This window comes from Actinokineospora pegani (assembly GCF_009745975.1).
GTDB lineage: Bacteria > Actinomycetota > Actinomycetes > Mycobacteriales > Pseudonocardiaceae > Actinokineospora > Actinokineospora pegani.
The window spans coordinates 73,089-91,358 of the sequence record NZ_WHOL01000077.1 but is presented as its reverse complement, the minus strand read 5'-3'; the positions used below and the strand labels follow the sequence as shown (position 1 = coordinate 91,358).

Annotated in this window: 16 protein-coding genes and 1 pseudogene; 7 read left to right on the top strand and 10 right to left on the bottom strand. The window is 72.2% G+C overall.

The window, feature by feature from the left end; genetic code table 11:
* The first annotated feature begins 37 nt into the window (after nucleotides 1-37).
* The gene (locus GCL84_RS12395) at nucleotides 38-754 is read left to right on the top strand and encodes a TetR/AcrR family transcriptional regulator (protein ID WP_235926175.1); all 717 of its coding nucleotides are present in this window, start codon (nucleotides 38-40) and stop codon (nucleotides 752-754) included.
* Between the two features lie 51 nt (nucleotides 755-805).
* On the opposite strand, the gene GCL84_RS12390 is transcribed toward GCL84_RS12395, so the two are convergent.
* The 4 genes from GCL84_RS12390 to GCL84_RS12375 form a co-directional block, all read right to left on the bottom strand.
* Entirely contained in the window at nucleotides 806-1,750 is a 945-nt protein-coding gene (locus tag GCL84_RS12390) for a hypothetical protein (RefSeq protein WP_156755595.1), read from the bottom strand.
* A 173-nt stretch (nucleotides 1,751-1,923) separates the two neighbouring features.
* Nucleotides 1,924-3,375: an amidase gene (locus tag GCL84_RS12385; RefSeq protein ID WP_156755594.1), complete on the bottom strand. Its 1,452-nt coding sequence runs from the start codon at nucleotides 3,373-3,375 to the stop codon at nucleotides 1,924-1,926.
* Nucleotides 3,376-3,597: 222 nt separating this feature from the next.
* Nucleotides 3,598-6,030: a hypothetical protein gene (locus GCL84_RS12380; RefSeq protein ID WP_156755593.1), complete on the bottom strand. Its 2,433-nt coding sequence runs from the start codon at nucleotides 6,028-6,030 to the stop codon at nucleotides 3,598-3,600.
* Nucleotides 6,031-6,396: 366 nt separating this feature from the next.
* Nucleotides 6,397-6,864, bottom strand: a complete 468-nt coding sequence (locus GCL84_RS12375) for a hypothetical protein (protein ID WP_156755592.1) — start codon at nucleotides 6,862-6,864, stop codon at nucleotides 6,397-6,399.
* 193 nt (nucleotides 6,865-7,057) lie between these two features.
* Between GCL84_RS12375 and GCL84_RS12370 the strand changes: the two genes are divergently transcribed.
* Nucleotides 7,058-7,876 carry a hypothetical protein gene (locus tag GCL84_RS12370; protein WP_156755591.1) on the top strand — a complete coding sequence of 273 codons (819 nt, stop codon included), beginning with the start codon at nucleotides 7,058-7,060 and terminating at the stop codon, nucleotides 7,874-7,876.
* A gap of 40 nt (nucleotides 7,877-7,916) precedes the next feature.
* Here GCL84_RS12370 and GCL84_RS12365 read toward each other — a convergent pair whose 3' ends face one another.
* A complete protein-coding gene (locus GCL84_RS12365) occupies nucleotides 7,917-8,789 on the bottom strand; it encodes a universal stress protein (RefSeq protein WP_156755590.1) in 873 nt (290 codons plus the stop codon).
* 216 nt (nucleotides 8,790-9,005) lie between these two features.
* Here GCL84_RS12365 and GCL84_RS30945 point away from each other — a divergent pair.
* From GCL84_RS30945 to GCL84_RS12340, 5 genes and pseudogenes are all read left to right on the top strand, one after another.
* Nucleotides 9,006-9,206 (top strand): annotated as a pseudogene (locus tag GCL84_RS30945) (AfsR/SARP family transcriptional regulator); the annotation flags it as partial.
* 64 nt (nucleotides 9,207-9,270) lie between these two features.
* Nucleotides 9,271-10,491 (top strand): BTAD domain-containing putative transcriptional regulator, encoded by a 1,221-nt coding sequence (locus GCL84_RS12355; RefSeq protein ID WP_197523196.1) that lies wholly within the window; start codon nucleotides 9,271-9,273, stop codon nucleotides 10,489-10,491.
* The gene (locus tag GCL84_RS12350) at nucleotides 10,488-11,996 is read left to right on the top strand and encodes a tetratricopeptide repeat protein (RefSeq protein WP_156755587.1); all 1,509 of its coding nucleotides are present in this window, start codon (nucleotides 10,488-10,490) and stop codon (nucleotides 11,994-11,996) included. Before GCL84_RS12355 ends, GCL84_RS12350 begins: the two co-directional genes overlap by 4 nt.
* 217 nt (nucleotides 11,997-12,213) lie before the next feature.
* Nucleotides 12,214-12,720: an NlpC/P60 family protein gene (locus GCL84_RS12345; RefSeq protein WP_156755586.1), complete on the top strand. Its 507-nt coding sequence runs from the start codon at nucleotides 12,214-12,216 to the stop codon at nucleotides 12,718-12,720.
* A 389-nt stretch (nucleotides 12,721-13,109) separates the two neighbouring features.
* Entirely contained in the window at nucleotides 13,110-14,102 is a 993-nt protein-coding gene (locus GCL84_RS12340) for a trypsin-like serine peptidase (protein ID WP_156755585.1), read from the top strand.
* Between the two features lie 109 nt (nucleotides 14,103-14,211).
* Here GCL84_RS12340 and GCL84_RS12335 read toward each other — a convergent pair whose 3' ends face one another.
* The 5 genes from GCL84_RS12335 to GCL84_RS12315 form a co-directional block, all read right to left on the bottom strand.
* Complete coding sequence (locus GCL84_RS12335) at nucleotides 14,212-15,300, bottom strand: serine hydrolase domain-containing protein (RefSeq protein WP_156755584.1); 1,089 nt, start codon at nucleotides 15,298-15,300, stop codon at nucleotides 14,212-14,214.
* A complete protein-coding gene (locus GCL84_RS12330) occupies nucleotides 15,297-16,205 on the bottom strand; it encodes a DUF6895 family protein (protein ID WP_156755583.1) in 909 nt (302 codons plus the stop codon). Before GCL84_RS12330 ends, GCL84_RS12335 begins: the two co-directional genes overlap by 4 nt.
* Entirely contained in the window at nucleotides 16,202-16,810 is a 609-nt protein-coding gene (locus GCL84_RS12325; protein WP_156755582.1) for a hypothetical protein, read from the bottom strand. The genes GCL84_RS12330 and GCL84_RS12325 overlap by 4 nt, the downstream gene beginning before the upstream one ends.
* Nucleotides 16,811-16,937: 127 nt before the next feature.
* The gene (locus tag GCL84_RS12320; protein ID WP_156755581.1) at nucleotides 16,938-17,138 is read right to left on the bottom strand and encodes a hypothetical protein; all 201 of its coding nucleotides are present in this window, start codon (nucleotides 17,136-17,138) and stop codon (nucleotides 16,938-16,940) included.
* Nucleotides 17,139-17,370: 232 nt separating this feature from the next.
* Nucleotides 17,371-18,132: an alpha/beta fold hydrolase gene (locus tag GCL84_RS12315; protein WP_197523195.1), complete on the bottom strand. Its 762-nt coding sequence runs from the start codon at nucleotides 18,130-18,132 to the stop codon at nucleotides 17,371-17,373.
* Between the last annotated feature and the right edge of the window lie 138 nt (nucleotides 18,133-18,270).

Genomic DNA, 18,270 nt, shown 5'->3' with positions numbered 1-18,270 from the left:
GGAGTACCATAGCGTCATGCGGAACGCAAAGGACAGGTTGCTGCTCGCGGCGGCGGAGTTGATGGACAGCGGCGGGACGGTGTCCACGAGAGCCGTCTGCGAGCGCGCGGGGGTGCAGGCGCCCACGCTGTACCACCACTTCGGCAGCAAGCAGGGCCTGATCGACGCGGTGTTGAACCACGGGTTCACGCAGTACGTCACACCCTCGGGCTCCGGGTCACCGCTGGAGGACCTGCGGGAGGGCTGGGACAGGCACGTCCGGTTCGGGCTGGAGCACCCGTCGTTCTACGGGCTGCTCTATGGGCGCGCCGAGCAGGGCAAACCGTGCGCCATCACGGCGCCCGCGCACGCGGCGGCACGGGACAGGTGTGTCGAGGCCGCCCGGCTCGGCCTGCTCACGGTGCCGGCTGAGGACGCCGCCATGCAGATCCTGGCGGCGAACGTCGGCGTGACGCTGAGCCTGATCACCATGCCGGAACCGGATTTCGGGCTGTCTGCCCGCGTTCGCGAGTCGGCGCTCGCCGGCGTGCTGCAGGTCGGCGACCAGGCGACCGGATCGAGTCGAGCGAGCGCGGCGCTCACCCTGCGCGCCCTGGTGGACGAGGACCCGTCCGGGCTGACCGCGGGAGAACGCGCGCTACTCGGTGAACTGCTGGACAGGCTGTCCAGCCAGGTCCCGATGGTTCACCGGGTGTCGCCGGACGATGTCGAGCGGCGGGTCAGCGCTGACTCGGGGCGGACGATGCCGGTTTGACCGTGGACAACAACTGCGCGGCCTCGTCCGCGGACAGGCGCTCGTCCATGGTCAGGCTGGGTGCCATGAGGGGGTAGATGCGGCCGGCGTTCCAGGATCGCTGTACGGGGGAGGGTCGAGAACGATCACGCGGGTGCCGTCGCAGTGCGGGATGTCCGCCGGCCGGCCTTCGTTCCAGATCCACGCACCGAACGCGTCGACGAGGTTGAAGGTGCCGGTGATCCCCGCCTGCGGCTGCAACTCCCCGGTGTTCGCGGCGGCGAGTTCCGCCGCGGTCGGCGGCGGGGCACCGACCGCGGTGGCGAACTGCCCGGCGAGCAACGTGTGCAACTGGAAGTTGTCACCGATACCGCTCATGGTGCAGCGCCAGCCCTGCGAGGTCGCGCGGTGCAGAACGATGAGGGGTTCGTCATCGAGGACGAGCAGGAGGCCGCGCAACCAGTGCGCGGTTGGCAGGTCCTCGGCAACAGCCTCGACCGCGGCAAGGAGCTCTGCCCGCCGTGGCAGTATTCCTCGAACATCTTCGCGCTGCGCGAGGAACAGGACCGGCTGCACCCAATCACCGCCAGCGAACCAGGACTCCACGAGCTGCGCGCACTCCCATGGCTCAAGTCGACCGCCCACAGCGGTGATCAAGGATTCCACGGTCGACACAAAGGCCGCTTCGTCGTCGCGGTCCGGAAGCTCGACTCCCGAATCCGCGCACAAGACCTTGAACTGCTCCGCGGTGCCGAGCACACGCAGCACACCGTCCACAAGCGCCGGCACCACCGCGGCGAGGTCCGCACCGCGGTCGCACATGTCGCCGAGCAGGCGGGCGATGTAGGAGCCGATGCCGATGGGCAGCCGATGGAGCTCAGCGGCCAGCACGACGGCATTGCTCGCCACTTCCCCGGGTCCCAGTCGGGGCAACGACGAACCGAGCTCGTCCAGTGCCGCTTGGAACGCGGCGTCGTCGAGGGCATTGATTGAGCGGATGAGCTGATCGGCGAGCATCCGCCCATGGTATGGGGGTCGACTTCCGGCGAGTGATCAGCCCCAGCACGGTGCCAAGGTCGTGTAACGATAGTCGCGCGACGACGTCCATCGACTCCCAAGGAAGCTGGCGATGGCGACCCCGACACCGCACCGGCGGTCGAGGCGACTCGGCGGACATCCGGTGATACGCCCTACCTCGGTGCTTGGAAGCCGCCGATCTCCCGCTCGAGCAGTTCGGCCAGCCGCAGCGGGGTGCGGTCTTCGAACATCGGGCCGATGAGCTGCACTCCCACCGGCAGGCCCTCGGGGGACCGACCCGCTGGTATGGCGGTGGCGGGCAGGCCGGGCATGGTGGCCAGACCGGCCCAGACGAGCTGGTCGAAGTACGGGTAGTCGGCGCCGTCGATGTCGATTCGGCGTTCCAGCGGGTTGGGGTCGTGGTCGTGCGGGAACGCGGGGGTGGGCGTGATCGGGCAGACCACGACGTCGAACTCGGCGAAGAGCCGCCGCCAGTGGTGGCGGTGGAGCTCGCGGCGGTTGTCGACCCCGATCCAGTCGCGGTGGCTGAACACCATGGCGCGCAGCCGCGCCGCGTCGAGGCCCTGGTCGTCCGCGCTCAGTCCGGCGGCGCGGGTCCGCAACTGCTCGTGGGCATCGACGGGAAAACGCGCGACGGAGCCCGAGAACTGCAACTGCGTGTAGAGCGTCGCGGCTTCGGTCAGGTCGGGCAGCAGCGGAGTGTGCCGTTCGACGCGGGCGCCGCCGTCGGCAAGCGCGCCGGCCACCCGGTTCACGCCCGCTCGCACCGCGGACCCGGTCGGGATGAGTGGGTGTTCTTCGAGGACCAGGACCCGGAAGTCGGCGAGCCGCTCGTGGCGGGCGGGCGGCAACGTCAAGTCGTGCGCCTTGCCGAGCGTCAGCGGGTCCGGCCCGGCCATGACGTCGAGCAGGAGTTCGAGGTCGCGGGCGGTGCGAGCCATCGGACCGACGACGGCGAGGTCGAGTTCGACCGGCAAGGGCGGTGCCTGCGGCTCGACCATGCCGCGGGTCGCCGCCAGCCCGAGTGTCGGCTTGTGCGCGTAGACACCGCAGAAATGCGCGGGGGTGCGCAGCGAACCGGCGAGGTCGGAGCCGATGGACAGCGCGCCGAATCCGGACGCCAGGGCCGCCGCTGACCCGCCGGAGGACCCGCCCGGCGTGCGCTCGTAATCCCACGGGTTGTTGGTGGTGCCGTAGATCTCGTTGAAGCTCTGGATGTCCTGTAGCCCCAAGGGCACATTGGTCTTACCCAGCACCACCGCGCCCGCGGCCTTGAGCCGCGACACCTGCACCGCGTCCTCGGTCGGCACGTAGTCCCGGTGTTGCGGCATGCCCCAACTCGTGGGCAGCCCAGCCATGTTGTAGCACTCTTTGACCGTCACCGGGACACCGAGCAGCGGCCGGTCCTCGCCGCGAGCGCGCGCCTGGTCGGCTCCGCGCGCGGCGGCCCGCGCGCGGCCGAAGTCCGGCACGCAGATCGCGTTGACCACCTTGTCTTCCCGCTCGATACGGGCGATCGCCTCATCGGTCAGTTCCGCCGAGGTCACTTCACCAGCACGCATCGCGGCCGCCAACTTCTCGGCCGTCTGAAAACTCCACTCCATGAAATCGACGCTACGGGCCGTTGAAGCAGGTCACGAAATGCCGATCCGCGCAAGGGGGCAGGCTCGGAGGCGCACCCGGGCGCCCCCAGGCCGTCTCGCGCGCGCAAGGTCGTCACTATCAGCGTGGTTGTGCGACGACGGGCTCCATTCGAGCCGGCCAGCTCCCCCGGCTTCAGCGTCGGCCGGGTAGGAGTGTGTCCTGTAGTCGGTCTGCCCGCGGGCCTAGTCCACGGTCAGGTGGTGCAGGTCGTCGAGCAGTTCGGACGCCGCCACCTGGTCGGTGACGCTGAACGGCAGTGCCAATTCGGGCCGGTGGCCGTCGATGTCCTTACCCGCACGGGTCAGCCAGACGGCGGTGATCTGCTGGTCTGGGTACTCCGAGATGTAGCCGATGGCGATACCGGGGTGGATGTCCACGACCGCCACCCGACCGTCCGGCAGGGGCTTGGTGATCACTGGTTCCCAGCCCGCGTCCTGCGGCTCGCACCGTTGCCAGCCGCGCCCGGTCAGACCCAGAACACGGCCGGTCGGCACCCGCGCGCCCTCGAAGCGCGCCAGGCGGGCGCGCAGGAAGTCCACGTGGAAGCGGAACCGGGGGCGGGCGTCGAGCCTGCGCTCGCCCTCGTGCGCGGAGAGCTGGGGCGGCAGCCCCGACACCTGCCAGGGGGCGACGTGGCCCGCGGCGTCGGCGTTGAGCTGCCCGACGGTGAACTGGGGCTCCGGCTTGCGCGGGTCGGGGTCGCGCGGGGTGTCCCAGCCGACGTGCTCGCGCCACGGGGCGGCGACCGTGCGGGCCCGGTACCCGTCCCGGTGCAGGCGCTCGCCGAGGGTGGTGGTGTGCCGGGCGGGGGCCGCGACGAGGTGGGCGAAGACCGCCTCGGCCTTGACCTCACCGCCGCCGTGGGCGGCGTCGGCCGAGTACCGCACGCGGGTGGCGTAGCCGTGGCCCTGACCGCCCGCCAGCAGCACCAGCCTGCGCCTGCGGACGCCGTCGGTGCCTGCCGTGACGCCCTGGGTGGCGAGCTTGCCGAGGAGGGCGTGGGCGGCCTTGGGGGCGTGCGTCCACGACCAGGTGCCCGCCACCTCCTCGGCCTTGTCCCGCGGCGGGGTGCGCACCAGCGGGGTGCTGCCCGCGATGACCGTGAGCGTGTTCGCCGCGGGGGCGGGCAGAGCGGCCAGCACGGCGGCCAGCGGCGCGTCGGCGACCGGGGCGGGCGGGTCGGCGTCGGCAGCGGCTGCCCCGCCCGGGTAGCCGCGCTGGGTCTGGGTGTCGACGAGGAGCACCTGCCAGCGGGGCCGGATCACCGCGTGGTGGTAGGTGAGCGCGGTCGTGGGGCGGACCAGGGTCGCGCTGGGCAACCCGGCCAGGGCGGCGACGGCGTCGGCGGCCGGGGCGGAACCGGGGGCGCCGGGCAGCCACTCCTTGAGCTTGGCGAGCAGGGTCGCGCCCGCGGCGGTGCCCTCGAACAGCTCTGGCGTGTTGCCCCAGGCCTGGAACACCGCGTGCGCGGCCAGGCCGTTGCCCACCACCCGGCGGCCGACGGGGGTGCCGAGCATGGCCTTGGCGGTGCGGGCGGGGCCGTTCCACCCCGCGGAGACCTCGTGGTCGCCCGGGGTGGTGAGCACCGGGGTGTTGGCCATCGCCCGGCGCACCGCGGTCAGCGCCGTGCGGAACGCGGCCAGCGCCACACTGTCGTCGGTCCAGCGCAGGAAGTTGTCCACCGTGGGCTCCACGCCCGCGGGCAGCGCGTAGGGGGCGCCGAGCCCGACGGCCGTCCTGGTGTCGGCGGGCAGCGACAGCCACGCGTCGCCCGGGTGCACGGTGGTGAAGTCGGGCAGCGCCGCGGGCCACAGGGCGGGCGACCAGGCCAGCAGGTGCATGGCCGCGTACTCGGCGAAGGTCAGCAGGTGGCTGTCGGTGGGGGTGGCGAACTTGGCGGCCTGGGCGAGGGCCTTGCGCTGCCCCGGTCCGGGCAGCGCGCCCCCACCGGGCAGGGCGTCGTCGGGCACCCCCAGGGCGCCCAGCGCGCCACGCAGCACCGCGAGCATCGTCGGCGACACCCGGTCCGCGTGGACCTGGTCGCCGGTCATCACCAGCAGGTGCGGCCGGGTGCTGCCGTCCCCACCCACCGCCGAGGCGATCCGCTCATCGGCATAGGCCAGCGCGTCGTCTCCCCCACCGTGCGGAAGCCGGTCGGCGACGTGCAGCAGCCGCAGCAGCCCGGGGTCGTCCGGGGCCACCTCGAACGAGGGCAGCCGCTTGCCCGCACCCCCGTAGCCCAGCAACGGGTAGGCGGTGGCCTCGGCGGCGCCGGGCTCCACCAGGTATCCGGGGCTGAACAGCGTCGGCCCGCCCTCGGGGAGGTCACCCGCCGCCCCCGCGGCCCCGAAGGTCACCTGGTAGCGGTAGGTGCGCCCAGCCACGAGCTCGACCTCGTCGAGCGCGGTGGACACGGTCACCACGTGCAGCCCGGCCCCGAGGGCCACGGTGTCCGCGCTCCCGGTCAGCACCACCCCGGTCCCCCTGGCGCTGTCGTCCTCCCCGCTGTAGACCCGCAGCGTGACGCGCTTGCTCGACCGCAGCGCCAAGAACACCGAAACCCTGTCGGGGGTGACCCTGCGCAGCACTGGACCACAGAGGACTTCGACGGCCAACGTTGACTCCACAACGGAATCCGGCCCGGCGAGCCGGGGAAGGGGCACCTGGGCGCCCACGCTCGACCGGACGCGAAGTCGAAATCACCCCATCCCGAACCACCGTTACAGCCACAGCGTCCGAAATCAGCGAATGCGGCCGAATGGTCCATCGGTGACTGCTCTTGATGTTGGATCTTTCCGGCGGAGTCGCGGAGGGGGCGTAACACCGGGCGCGCTCGAGCGAGGCAGGCCGCGATCACTCCACAGTAGATACTGCGACAGGCCCGTGGGAGGTGGACGCCGGTGCTGGGGCCGGCGCCTCCCCCGAGGACGACTTGATGATCAACTCTGTCTCCGCGGACTCGATCTGAACCGCCCCGTCGGTCAGGACGGACGTGCGCCCTGGACGTAGATCGCGTCCGGTTCCAGATCGTTCTCACCGACCGCAAGCGGATATCCGTTCACCCGCAGGATCTCCGCCAAGGCCCTCGCCATGGCGGATCTGACAGTCTCCCAGTGGGCGATGACCCCGGGGTCCGCTGCGGTGCGGCGAACCGCATTCTTGAATCGCGTGTTGAGTTCGGCTGGCAGTTTCCACAGGACCACGACCCCTACGCCGGGATCGATCGACAAGCAGACACCCGACTGGTGCCCGAGGTGCATGGGGTCGTCGTGGTGGACCGGGAAGCCCGCCTCGAGCAACAACGTCTTGATCTCCTCGGCGACCGGCACGAACACGGCGACCCTGGCTTGCGAGTCCGCCACCGAGGTCAGGTCGTACTTGAGAAAATCCGCTGGACCGCCTCGCAGCGGCGGGTATACGGGGTGACGTGGAGATTCCGATCTGTTCATGCCGCTCCTTCCAGCCGCTGACCGCATTATCGGGCGCGGTCACCTCGGAGTGCTCTTCATTACCGGCCGGCGGCAAGTGGAGTTGCCTGGCGACAGGCGTTCACCGTGGTGTCGACCCGGTCCACGACGTGCCGTAACGAGCCGGTGGCGGAGTGCGACCAGTCCTGTGGATCATGTGTGACGTCGCGGCCGAGTGGGAGGGCACATCGCGACCCAGCAGGACGACGGCATCGCGGCGGGCCGCCATACCAGGCGGCTCGCGGTCGTGGGCATCCTCGCTGACGCCTTCGGCGTGGTCGCGGCGGTCCAGGGTTTCCTCAAGGGGGATGTCTTGCTCATCGTGCTCGCCGTCGCGGCTGTCCTGCTCATCACCTGCTCCTGGCTGTGGCGCAGGCGGCCCAAGGCCGCCGTCGGCCTGCTGGTGGTGGGATGCCTGCTCGCCGGGGGAAGCGCGGCTATCGCCGTCGACCGCCTCGTCAACCCGCGCGACACCGCCACCGCGCAGCCACCGCGCGCCGACTCCGAGCCCGTCGCCGAGCCTGTCGCCGAGCCTGTCGCCGAGGCGACGGCACCGCCCCCGGCCCCCACGACGACCGCGGCGCGGTCATCGGAGGCGACGGGCACAAGCCCGCGCAAGCTCGTCGACCAGGCCGTCGTGCTGGCCCGCGACGCGGCCGTCGATGTCGACACGCCCGGCCTGGAGATCGTCACCGACCACGACGACGGCGCCATCGGCGACTACGACCTCTTCCACGACTGGGGGCAGGTCAGGTCCGACAACATCCAGGCCGTCAACGGTCCCAACGTCCACCCGTACTCCGGTGTCAGCCCCAGCCAGACCTACTACACCTGCCAGAGCGACATGGAAAGGCCCGCCAACTCCAACACCGGCGGCGGCGACTTCTGCTTCCGCACCTCCGAGGGCCGAACCGCCTTCGCCAGCACCACCCGCACCCGCGACGACAAGGCATACGTCCTGCACATCATCGTCTGGGACGACCCGGCCGCATAGCGGCGCTCCAACCCATTCGGCCCGACGCTCAGACCGGTGTTCACCGGGCCTCGTGGACGACCGCAATTGGGCAGGGGGCGTGGTGCAGCGCGTACCGGCCGGTGCTCCCGAGGGGGAGGGCGCTGAAGCCGCCCTGGCCGCGGGCGCCGACGACGAGCAGGCGGGCGTCGGCCGCGGTCTGGGTGAGCACGCGGCCCGGGTGCCCACCCAGCAGGGACAGGTGGACGGGGACGTCGGGGAACTCGGTGTGCAGGGTCTCGGTGGCGGCGGCGAATTGGGCCGCGTGCAGCGGCGCGTCGTGCTCGTCGCGCGTTTGGACCTCGTGGTCCCCGGGGATCAGCGACGGGACCACCATGGTGGCGGTGAGGGCGACGCCCAGCCGGGCGGCCTCGGCGGCGGCGAAGGCGAGGATGCTCGCCGATGACGGCGACCCGTCGACGCCGACCACCACCCCGCCTGTCCCTCCCCGCTCCTCGCCGACCACGACCACCGGGCAGCGCGCGTGCGCGGTCACCTGGTCGCTGGTCGATCCGAGCAGGAGCCTGCCGACCGCACCGAGGCCGCGGGCGCCGACGACGACCAGGGCGGCGTCCGCGCTCGCCTCGACCAGGGCGCCCGCCGCGGTCGCGGTCGGGAAGGCACCGGTGACCTCGATCCCCGGCGCCGCCGACCGCGCGTGGGCCACGGCGGCGTCGAGGAGCTGTTGGGCGTCCGCGCGGAGCCCGCCGTGCGGAGCGGCCTTCGTCGGCCTGTCGGGCATCCCCAGCAGTGACCAGACGAAGGCGTGCACGACGCGCAGCGGGCGGCCGGTGTCCGCGGCCTCGGCGATCGCCCAGTCCAGGGCCCCTCGCGCGTACTGCGACCCGTCGACGCCGACCACGACGGGGTGTCGGGCCCGATCCTGGCTGTTCATCCGGTTGCCTCCATCGAGCGGTGAGCGGGATCAGTGGCACGTGCGGCCCGGCGGCGGAGCTGTTCCGCGCAGCAGTCCGGGCAGCGGTGGCATGAACAGGAAGATACCCAGCACGGCCACCTCGACCGCGACGGCGGCCAGCGGCGCGGTGGTTTGTTACGAGATGCGCCTGGGTTTCGATACACCGGGTGAGCACATCTACCTGGGGGTAAAAGCGTGCGCATCCTTGTGCTGGGTCCGATCGAGGTCCGCGTGGGCGACCACGAGATCAACCTCGGCGGTCCCAAGCCGAAAGCCCTGCTGACGGCGCTGCTGCTCCAGGCCAGGCAGGTCGTGTCCACCGAGCGGTTGATCGACCTGATCTGGGACGAGTCGCCGCCGCAATCCGCCACCGCGCTCGTGCACACCTACATCTCGCTGCTCCGCCGCGGGCGGCCGGGCCGGGGCGCTGATCACGCGCGCACCCGGTTACCTGCTCGATGTGACCGCGGCCGACAGCGACCTCGAGTCCTTCGCCCAGCACCTCGACTCCGGCAGGCAGGCCGAGTGGCGCCAGGACCTCGACGCCGCGGCCGGGCACTACCGGCGGGCCCTGGACCTGTGGCGCGGACCGGCCTTCGGCGGGGTCGACGCCGGGTTCGCCAGGATCCGGGCCGAGGGGCTGACCGAGGAGCGGCTCAGCGCCGAGGAGGGCATGGCCCGGTGCAGGCTCGCCGAGGGCCGCGCGGGTGAGCTGGCCGGTCCGCTGCGCGGGCTGGTCGCCGCGCACCCGCTGCGCGAGGAGGTGCGCGGGCTGCTGATGCGGGCGCTCTACGAGACGGGCAGCCAGGCCGATGCGCTCGCGGTGTACCGGCAGGGGCGCAAGCACCTGCTCGACGAGCTGGGCATCGAGCCCGGCACCGCGCTGCGGGAGCTGCACGGCTCGATCCTCAACGGCACCCTGGGGCCGCCGGGGGCGCGCGTGCCCGCCCAGCGGGTGGGGGCGCCGGACCCGGTGGTCTCGGGCGGCGGGATGGAACCGGCGCCACCCGAGCTGGTCCCGCGGAACCTGCCGCCGGACATCGGCGACTTCACCGGCCGGGACGAGGACCTGGCCACGGTGCTGCGGCTGGGCGACACCGCCGACGCCGACACCCGCAGGACCACGCCGACGATCGTGGTGTCCGGGTTCGGTGGGGCGGGCAAGTCCGCGCTGGCCGTGCACGCCGCGCACCTGCTGCGCGGGCACTACCCCGATGGGCAGCTCTTCGCCGACCTGCGCGGCTCCGACCGCGACCTGGGCGCGTTCGAGGTGCTGGGCCGGTTCCTCGGCGTGCTGGGCGTCCGCGGGGCCGAGCTGCCGACCACGCTGGACGAGCGGGCGGAGCTGTTCCGCCGGACGGTCTCCGGCCGCCGGGTGGTCATCGTGCTCGACAACGCCCGCGGCGAGCACCAGGTGCGCCCGCTGCTGCCCGGTGAGCCGCGCTGCCTGGTGCTGGTCACCAGCCGCTCGCGGCTGACCGGCCTGGAGGGCGCCGAGCCGGTCGAGCTGGGCTTCTTCAGCACCGAGACCGCCGTGGAGATGTTGGGCAAGATCGTGGGCAGGCAGCGGGTGGCGACCCAGCTCGCCGCCGCGGAGCGGATCGCGGACCTGTGCGGCGGCATCCCGCTGGCCATCCGGGCGGCGGCGGCCAAGCTGCTGGCCCGGCCGCACTGGCCTTGAAGTCGCTGGCGGCCCGGCTGTCCGACGAGCACCGCAGGCTCGACGAGCTGGCCGTGGGCGACCTGGCGATCCGGTCGAGCCTGCGGCTGAACTACACCGAGCTCGACGACCGCCAGCGCCAGGCGTTCCACCTGCTCAGCGTGCTCGACCTGCCCGACTTCGGCTGGTGGGTCGCCGCGCCGCTGCTCGACATCGCGCTGGACGACGCCGAGGACGTCGTCGAGCAGTTGGTCGACCTGCGGCTGCTGGACGTGGCGGGCGTCGACAGCCTCGGCCGGGTCCGCTACCGCTTCCACGACCTCGTGCAGCTCTTCGGCGCCGAGCACGCCGCGGGCGCCGAGCCCGCCGACGCGGTCGCCGCCGCCGTCTCGCGCACGCTGCGGATGTGGATGGCCCTGGTCGAGGTCGGCTCGCGCAAGCTGCCCAGGACGACGGTGGGCCTGCGCCCGGTCCTGGTCGCCTGCCTCGACGTCGACCCGCGGCTGGTCGAGGAGGTCGAGGACAACCCCACCGAGTGGCTCAAGTCCGAGACCGCCGCGGTGGTGCGGGCCGTGGAGCACGGGCACGACCTGGGCATCGACGGCATGACCACGCTGCTGATGACCTCGCTGCTGTCGTCGACGTTCGCCGTGCGCAACGAGTTCGACGGGTGGCAGCGCACGCACGAGGTCGCGCTGACCGCCGCCCGCTCGACCGGCGACCGGCGGGCCGAGGCCGTGGTGCTGGCCGGGCTGGGCCAGCTCTACTACGAGAAGGACGACTTCGGCACCGCGCTGGACCACTTCACCAGGGCGCACGGGCACGCGGTCGCCGTCGGCGACGAGGCGACCCAGGCGGTGGCGCTGGTCGGCCTGGGCACCGTCCGCCGCGACCTGGCCGAGTACGCCCAGGCGCGGGTCCACCTGGAGGCGGCGGCCGGGCTGGGCGAGCGCACCGGCGACCTCAGCGTGGTCGCCGCGGCGGGCTACGGCCTGGGCACGATCAGCCGCGACCACGGCGAGGTCGACGACGCGGTGGCCCACTTCCGCCGCAGCGCGCGGCTCTACCACGAGCTGGACGACCCCCGGGGCGAGGCGCTGGCCGAGCGCGGGCTCAGCCTGTGCCACCGGGCCCAGCCAGGAGCACGCCGAGGCGGCCGAGCTGAGCGAGCGGGCGGCGGAGAAGCTGCTGTCCTCCGGCGACGAGCTGCTCGCCACCTACGCCCGCCAGTCGTGGGCGAAGGCGTCGCTGCGCCTGGGCCGCACCGACGGCCTGGCCGAGGTCCTCGGCGAGTGCCTGGCCGTGTGCACCCGCCAGCGCGACCGGTTCGGCGCCGCGCTGATGACCAGGACCCTCGGCGAGCTGCGACTGGCCCTCGGCGACCGCCCGGCCGCCAGGCGGACGCTGACCGGCGCGCTCGCGGCCTGGGCGGAGCTGGGCCTGCCGCTGTGGGAGGCCAGGACGCTGCGCGACCTCGCCGCGGCCGACCCGGACAACGCGGACCCGCACTGGGGCAGGGCGGGTGAGCTGTTCGCCTCGGCCGGTGGCCGCGAGGTGGCGGAACTGGCTGGTCACAACCCCGCGAGCTGGTTCGAGCACGTGCGGGCGGCGCACCTGCGGGCGGGCTTATAGGCAACCTGTAGGCGGGCCCCCGTTCCTGGAGGGCGCTTGCGGGGAAGTTGGAGCCGAGCACGCGAACCTCCTCGTGTCAGAACAACGACACGAGGGAGCGGGGTGCTCGCGATGATCGCTCCCCGGGACACCGAGATCCTCCTGGGACTCGGTGCGCGCACCACCCGGAGCGAGATCGTCGAGCGCGCGGAGAGCTGGCTGAGGGTGCCCGTGGCCTTCAGCCGGTCGAGGTTCCACCACAACGAGCACGGGATCTACCGCACCGACTGCTCGGGCTTCGTCTCGATGGCCTGGGGCCTGCCCGGCCTGCCCACCGACCGCCGCGGCGGCCTCGACGCGCGGGGGCTCGCCGAGGCCAGCACGTCGATCGGGTGGGACGAGCTGCTCGCCGGAGACGCGCTGCTGCGCGTCGGCGGGGACGAGCTCACCCGGCACATCGCCCTCTTCCACGAGTGGGCGGACAGCCATCGGACGGCGTACTGGGGGTTCGAGCAGTCGGTGCGGGCCGGTGCCGTGCACCACCGCATCCCCCTCCGCCATGACGCCGGGGTGGCGCTCTGCGCGCCGCGCCGCTACCGCAACGTCATCACCGCCGTGAACTCCACACAAGACTCATGAGGCCGGGCAACGGCGTCCACTCCGCCAGGGCTGTGAGCAGAGTGATCAGGGCATCGTGGCTGAGATGCTCCGCGGTTCCCGCCGGTGCGCCCCTGGAGGCCGCGCGCATAGGTCGGCTCGCGGTCACCGGGCGGAAGCCTTCCACCCGGCGGCGGCCCGCCGCGGCGGCTCTGCGGGTACGCCTTCGTCCAGGCGCTCGGCTTCGCAGCTCCGTCCAAGTCCGCGTCTCCCTCGAGCGACGGCATCGCTAATCCTTTCGGGGTATTTTCCATCTACCCCCCTCACCCCGGCGGGTTCTGCCACGACTGGGATGTGAGTGGGTGATCGGACCCCACTCCTGGATGCGCGGCGATTCCAGGCGCGCACCGTCCCTGACTGAGGAGTGAACGGTGATTCCCAGATTGAAGACAGCGCCGGTCGTGGCGCTGCTCGCGGTGTGCCTCGCGGCTGCGCCCGCCCAGGCCGCGGTGGTGGTGCCCTCGAGCACCGTGGTCGAGATGACAGCGCTCATCAACGGCCAGGTGGTCGAGGACGACGCGGTCGCGCAGCGGCTGATCGACGCGTACTGGACGCCCGAGCGGATGCGTGCGGCGGAGCCGGTCGCTGATCCGGAGATCATCGACGACCCGGAGCTGGAGCGGCTGGACCACCCGGACAACGTGGGTCCGGAGGAGGTCGCGTCCGAGCCGGTCGGCCCCCTCACGGCCGCTCGGTCCGGGGGCACGCAGTCGGTGTCGTTGTCGCCCGGTGTGGGCAAGGTCTTCTTCCGCGACCCGGTGACCCTCAAGAACTACGTGTGCTCCGGCAGCACGATCAACAGCAACGCGAAGAACGTCGTGTCCACCGCGGCGCACTGCATCCACAGCGGCAAGAACGGCCACGAGTACGACAACTGGATGTACGCGCCCGGCTACCACAACGGCGTCGCCCACCTCGGCAAGTTCTCGGCCAAGTACTACCACGCCACCAAGGGCTGGACCTCGCACAGCTACAACTGGTGGGACTTCGCCTTCGTCAACGTCCGCAAGCTCGACGGGGTGAACCTGGTGCACAAGACCGGCGGCAACGGCATCCTGGTCAACTCCAGCAAGCAGAACGCGGTCACCGTGCTGGCCTACCCCGCGTCGAACCCCTATGACGGCACGGACCAGATCTACTGCCAGGCGAACATGCACTGGGCCGCGGCCGCGCAGGTGAAGGTCTACTGCGGACTGCCCGGGGGCGCCAGCGGCGGCCCGATGATCCACCAGTACAGCAACACGGTGAAGTTCGGCAACGTCAACGGCGTCGTCGCCTACGTGTGGAACACCAAGAACTACAGCCCCTACTTCGACAGCTACGTCTTGAACGTGTTCAACACGGCGAAGAACAAGACGACCTGACCGGGTCGTGCCCGCCTTCTCGGCCTGGCCGGACCGTGACCGGGCCGAGAGAGCCGGACCGACTCGGCCGCGTGGAAGGTGAGTGGCGATGGCGCCGGGCGGGTTCGCGTCACCCGGCGCCCTCTGCTGGACCATCGGCGGGCCGGTGCGGCCCAGGCCTCGCTTCGAAGCGGGTCGCAGCGGCGACCGACCCCTCCACCGGCGGGGCTTCGGCTGCGCGCTCCACCAGGGCCCAAGCGGTCTCGTAGGCGCGTTGCACGAACGAACCGCGCACCGTCGGGCCCGCGTTGGCCAAGGCCACGAACGCGGTCGCGGTGCTGGGGCTGAACGCGGCGAACGCCGTGCAGCCCCGGGTGCCGCCGGAGTGGAACAGCAGTTCCTGGTCCCCGCGGCGGCGCAGGTTCCACACCAGGCACACCTCGTGGGCACCCGCCGACTCCCGCGGCCGGGTGACCTCGGCGCAGGCCCCGCCGAGCGGCGGGGTGGGCGGGGACAGGTGGGCGGTCAGGTAGCGCAGCATGTCCGACGCCGACGAGCGCAGTCCTCCGGCCGCGGGCATGCCCGGGATCTCCCACAGGGGCCGAGGACGCCCGCGTAGGTGCCCGGTGACCTGCGCGGAGGTGGAGAAGTCGGTGTCGTGCAGGTTCAGCGGGCGCAGCACGTACTCGGCCAGCAGGTCCTCGTAGCGCCGACCGCCCGCGTGGGCGAGGGCGTGGCCGAGCAGCGCACCGCCGAAGTTCGAGTAGCGGTACCGACCGGGTGGCCCGGGTCGGGTGCGGCGCAGCGCCGCGGCGAAGTCGTCGGCATCGAAGTCGCGGTAGGGGTTGGTGCGCCACTGCGGCAGCGCTGACCGCCACAGGCCGGGGGGCAGGCGCGGTAGGCCGGAGGTGTGGGTGGCCAGGCGCTCCAGGGTGACCTCGCGGCCCAGGCCGGGGGCCGCTCCTGGCGGCAGGTGGCGCCGGACGGGATCGGCCGGGTCCACCTCGCCCCGGCCGACCATCTCGGCCAGCAGCAGACCGGTGAACGTCTTGGTCAGCGAGCCGAGCTCGAAGCGGGTGCGTGCGGTCACGGGCCGCGCGGCCCGCCTGGCGGTGGTGCCGCCGGCCAGGACCAGCTCCTGGTCGCGCTGCCGAATGGCGATCGCGAACCCCGTGGCTCCGGGCACGGCGGCCGGGAGGTGTTCCACGAGGTCTCTCACGCCTGCCCACCGAGCAGCCGGGACATGGCCAGCGTGCCCGCGATGGTGGCCACCACGGCGGTGTGCTTGTGGTCGTGGTAGCGCTGCTCCGTGTCGTCGACGACGGGTCGGTCGTCCCGGGGCAGGAGCCCGTCGGCGTGCTGGGCGCTCGCGAACAGCTCCCACTCGGCCAGGTCGCACCGCGGCTCGGGCAGGCACGCGCTCACGATCAGCAGCTCGCCCAGCAGGTCCCACTGACCCGCCTCCGCCCACACGTCGATCCACACCGGCAGCCAGTTCTCCAGGTACTCGACCACATCGGGCGGCAGGTCCCCGGGCTTCGCGCCCCAGTCGGTGACATGGAAGACGGTGTGCGTCATGTAGTAGGCGGTGTACCAGTCCAGCGCCCAGGGCTGCGGTATGCGGCCGAGCCACGTCTGCCGGAGCATCGCCGTGAAGTCGTCGTCTCGGTGGATGCCCACGATGCGGTGGGCGTTGGCCACCGCCAGCCTGCGGTTGGGCAGCAGCTCGGTCATGGAGTCCTCGACCGCGCACTGCACCAGGGTCTGCTCCAAGGCCTCGTGGCGCAGTCCGCTGCGAGCGTGGTGGGCGTAGGTCTCCAGCGGGTCGGTGAGCAGGGCGTGCCGCAGTTGGCGCTCGTAGAGCAGGTCGCCCTCGCGCAACTGCTGCCACGTGAAGCCCACCAGTGCGCGCGCGGCCCGCTGCTCGTTGGTGCCCGCCACGCCCTCGCGCAACACCAGCGACGACGCCAGCGCCAGCTCGCACAGCGGCTTGTAGGCGCCTTCAGGGTCGTTGAGGTCCGTGGTGGCGGCGTCGTCCTCGAACGCGCCCAAGTCGCGGTTGGTGTGCAACCAGCCGAGGGCACGCGCCGCGACGTCGTGGGCGGTGTGGACGAGGGAGGTCATGGCGCACCCACCAGGTGGCGGGCGACGGCGAGGTCGAGCAACTGGCGGGGCTCCGAGCCGACCCGCAGCGCGACGTGGTCGACCAGCACCACCGGGTTCACCGGCAGTCGAACACCCATGGCGTGCGTCAGGGCGACCCAGCGGGTCAGCCGGCTCGCGATGACGAAATCGCGGCGCAACGCGGCCCGCAGCACGCCTCGGCACAGGGCCTGCGGCTGCGCCGCGACCGCGTCCACCACGGGGCCGGTCGCCCCGGGGTGCGCCAGCGAGGACAACTGTGCCACCGCGACCGACCAGCGCGCCCACTTCTCGACCGAGCCCAGCACAGCGGCCGGGTCGTCGGGCGCCGCGACGGCCGCGTCGCCGGTGAGGGTGGCCAGCAGCCGGGCGGTAGACCAGTCGTGCCAGGCCATGACCCGCTGTTCCGGCGCGACCGGCTCGGTGGCCTGTGGGAAGACCTCGAAGGACGCGGCCACCACCTCGGCGTCCTGGGCTGTCAGCGGGCGGTTCAGCACCACGTGCGGAAGGAAGATGTCCGCGCCCACCAACCGGACCGCGCCGAGCCCGGCCGTCGGGTCGGCGCGCGAGGCGAGGAAGTCGGCCAAACCCACTCCACCGCTTCCCCGCAACGCGCCGAGTACCCGATCGGCCAGGGCCGCGGCGTCACGTGCGCAAGACGACGCGTCCACAAATCCTCCAGTCAGCGATCAACTCGTCCGGACCGGCGGATGACTACCTGCGCGGCTCCTTCGGCGTCGGGGGCGAGAGCAGCAGTCCCAGGCCCAGCAGCAGGGCGCCGACACCACCGCCTGCAGCGTTCGGCGTGGACAGCGGCGGATCGGCCAGCGTCGATTCCGGCTCCGCCACCAGCTTGCTGAGCTGCGCGAGGTCGGCCGGCGTCGTGACCGGCCGAACCGGGGTGTAAACAGACATTGAAGCCTCCCTTGGTGAGTGCCACGGCGTGTCCCGTCGTGACCCGTGAGTACTTGCCCACTGAGTGCAGCACGATCCGACGCCCATGTCCGGTCCCTGGCGTCGATCCCGACCGGTAACACCTGTGTGGGTGACAAAACCGTGATCAGAAAAGGCTTTTCTCCCTATTGCCCGCTGACGCGAAAGAAGAAGTCCAATGTGGATCAGTGGATCCCGAAGCCGATGGCACCGCTCAGCGGGCGTCGGGGTTGGCGACCTCGGCCACCAGCGACACCACCTCGTCGAGGTCGGCGGGTGTGGTGAGGTGGCCGATGCCGGGGAAGACGCGGACGTCGAGGTTCATGGTCCGGCGCACTGCCGGTGCCAGTCGACGGGGTGGCAGGAAGCGGTCGTGTTCCCCGACCCCGACCACGCACGGCCGCTGGGCGCGGCGGGCCAGCAGTTCGGCGGGGAGGGGTGGTGGGGCCAGGGGCGTGCGGCAGCAGCTGGCCACGAGGGTCATCCACTCGACCTCGGTGCCGGGTGGTTCCGCGCCGGGGGCGACGAACAGCCGGAGCATTCGGCGGGTGTGGTCGGTCGTGGGGCGCGACAGCCACACCGCCGACGCCCACGCCAGTCCTGGGGACACGCTGAGCCGGATGAAGCCAGCGGGTGAGACCAACGCCCGTGCGGTGATGCGGGGTGAGTCCGCGGCCAGGGCCACGGCGGCGCCCAGCGAGTTGCCCACCACCACAACGCCGTCGACGTCCATCAGCGCCAGGACCTCGTCCAACACCCGGCCGTACCAGGCCAACCGGTCCCGCCGTGGTCGACGCGGGTCGCTGAGTCCGGGCTGACCCGGCAGGTCCACCACCGCGGTGGCCCAGTGGGCTGACAGCGCCCGCAGCCACGGCAGGGCCACCGCGGCGTTGAAACCGGTCCCTGGCACCAGGACGACCCGCGGGCGCCCGGTCCCGGCGGAGGTCAGCTCCACCCGGCCGACGCTGGTGTCCAAGGTCGTCCTGGTGAGCGCGAAGTCCGCTCGCGCCAGGGCTTGCGAGCACCATCGCCGCACCGCGCTCTCACCACTTGGATCCTTGTACACCGTCGACACCACGCCAGTATGTCCGGACGCCCCTGGTTGTTCCAGCGA